1 protein-coding gene is annotated in these 2,961 nt (G+C 69.2%); it reads right to left on the reverse strand.

Going from position 1 to position 2,961, the window contains the following annotated elements:
* Nucleotides 1-2,961, reverse strand: a 2,961-nt coding sequence (locus ABD329_RS47575; RefSeq protein WP_344318242.1) for a non-ribosomal peptide synthetase, incomplete at both ends; no start/stop codon positions are given.

The raw sequence follows: 2,961 nt of genomic DNA on the forward strand, positions 1-2,961 counted from the left end.
AACCACGCACCTTGACCTGGTCATCCACACGGCCACCGAAGACAAGTTGGCCATCCGCGGTCCACTTGGCGAGGTCACCCGTGCGATACATCCGCCCGCCCGTGAAGGGGCATGCGACGAAGCGCTCGGCGGTCAGGCGGGAGCGTCCGAGATAGCCACGTGCGAGGCCCGGACCCGCGACATACAGCTCACCCAGCACACCCACGGGGACGGGGTGGAGACGCTCATCGAGGACGAATGCCCGGGTGTTGGTGATGGGCCGCCCGATGGGCACCGGGCCCGAGCCGGACGCCTCCAGGGGCCCGCTCATCGTCGCGCACACGGTGACCTCGGTCGGCCCGTACGCATTGACCATCCGCCGTCCCGGCGCCCACCGCTCGACCAACGACGGCGGGCACACCTCGCTCGCCACCACCACCGTGCCCAGGCTCTGGGGCAACTCCTCCACCGTGGCCAGCACCGACGGCGACACCGTCACATGCGTGACGCCCAGCGCCGTGGCCGTCGCGCCCAGCGAGCCGTTGGGCGGGAGCGCGTCCCGGTCCGCCATCACCAGGGCGGCGCCCGAGAGCAGCGCCATGAACAGCTCCCACACCGAAGCGTCAAAGCTCAGCGAGGCCAGCTGCAACACCCGCGCGTTCGGACCCACCTCGAACCGCTCGATCTGCGCGCTGACGAGGTTCCCGATGCCACGATGCGTCACCGCCACGCCCTTGGGACGGCCCGTCGAGCCCGACGTATAGATCACATACGCCACATCGTCCACGCTCACGGAGACCACCGGCGCCGGGGCCGCGCCCGCGGCTTGAACCGCGGACGGATCCCACACCCAGCACTCCACCCCGGCCGGAACCAACCCCCGAGTCCCCTCGGAGCACACGACGAGGGCGGGCGCCGAGTCCTCGACCATCCACCCGATCCGCTCCACCGGATACGCCGGATCCACCGGTACGAACCCCGCCCCGGCCTTGGCGATCCCCAGCAACACCGCCACCACATCCGCGCACCGCTCCAACACCACAGCGACCAGGTCACCGCGCCCCACACCCCGCGCGGCCAACACCCCGGCCACCCGGTCCGACCGCTCCCGCAGCTCCGCGTACGACCACTCCTCACCACCCGCACCCACCACCGCCACCGCATTCGGTGACAGCTCAACCCGTGCGTCGAACAACTCCGCCAACGGCCGCACGGGAACGTCCCGCTCAGTGGCGTTCCATCCCTCCAGCACCCGCTCCCAATCCGCGCCATCGAGCACCAACAGCTCACTCACCCGAGCGGAAGGGTCGGCCGCGACCTGGTCCAGCAACCGCGCCAGCCGCTCGGCCAGTCCCTCCACGGTCCGTTCGTCAAAGAGGTCGGTGGCATAGAGGAACGCACCACGGATCCCGCCCGGATTGCCGTCGCCATCACGATGCTCAGCCAGGTCCAGGGCCAGATCGACCCGTGCCGAAGCCTCCGTCCCCGACTCAACCGGACGCACCCGCAACCCCGGCAGATCCCACAACCGCCCCTCACCCACAGGCACACTCTGAACACTCAACGACACCTGGAACAGCGGATTACGCCCCAACGACCGAGCAGGATTGAGATCCTCCACCAACCGCTCAAACGGCACATCCTGATGCGCATACGCATCCAGATCCACCTCCCGCACCCGCGACAACAACTCCACGAACGTCGGGTCGCCACTCACATCACTCCGCAACACCAACGTGTTGACGAAGAACCCCACCAGCCCGTCCAAGGCCGCATCCCCGCGCCCCGCCACCGCCGTACCGACCGGGATGTCCTTCCCCGCACCCATCCGCGAGAGCAGTGCGGAGATGGTGGCGTGCATCACCATGAACATCGTCGCCCCGCCCCGCTGGGCGAGCTCCGTGAGCCGGGCATGGGTCTCCGCGGTGATGGCGATCGGCACTTCGCCACCGTGGAAGGACGACACCGCCGGCCGGGGCCGGTCGGTCGGCAGGACAAGCTCCTCCGGCGCACCGGCCAGTGCCTCACGCCAGTAGCCGAGCTGGCCGCTGACCACGCTGTCCGGGTCCTCCAGATCACCCAGCACCTCACGCTGCCACAGCGCATAGTCCGCGTACTGCACCGGCAACGGCTCCCAACCAGGCGCACGACCCGCCCGACGCGCCGCATACGCCACACCGATCTCCCGACCCAACACACCCATCGACCAACCATCAACCGCAATGTGATGCGCCACGATCAGCAACACATACTCCGACGGCCCCGTCGTCAACAACCGCGCCCGCCACGGCAGATCAACACTCAGATCAAAGCCCCGGGCGGCATAGCCACCGAGCACCTCCCGCAGATGTTCCTCCGCGGTCTCCACCACGATCAGCGGCGGCCGACCGGCCTCGCCCGTCAGCACATGCTGGCGGGGTTCACCATCGGTCTCGGGAAAGACCGTACGCAGACTCTCGTGTCGATCGGCGACATCTCCGAGCGCCGCCTCCAGAGCAACCCTGTCCAGCTCACCGGAGAGGCGGAGCGCCAGCGGCAGGTTGTACACCGCACCGTCGCCGACGCCTTCGAGCCGGTTGAGGAACCACATCCGCTGCTGGGTGTACGACAGCGGCAGCACCTCCGGGCGCGGCCGAGCGGTCAGTGCCTGCTGGACGGTGCCGTCTTCCGCACCGTCGAGCAGCCGCGCTACGTCGGCCACCGTGGAGGCGGTGAACAGCGCGCGGATGCTGACCTCGGCGCCGAAGGCGGCCCGGATCTGGGCGATCAGCTTCATCACGAGGATCGAGTCGCCACCGAGCTCGAAGAACGACGCCTCGGCGCTCGCCACCTCCTCCAGGCCCAGCACCTCGGCGAACAGCGCACACAGGCGCTCTTCGGTCGGTGTCTCCGGGCCACGTCCCGCCCTCGCCACGCCGGTGAAGTCGGGAGCGGGGAGTGCGGCCCGGTCCAGCTTGCCGTTCACCGTGATGGGCAGCGCGT

The sequence above is a fragment of the Streptomyces javensis genome (assembly GCF_039525925.1).
In the GTDB taxonomy this organism is placed as follows: domain Bacteria; phylum Actinomycetota; class Actinomycetes; order Streptomycetales; family Streptomycetaceae; genus Streptomyces; species Streptomyces asiaticus.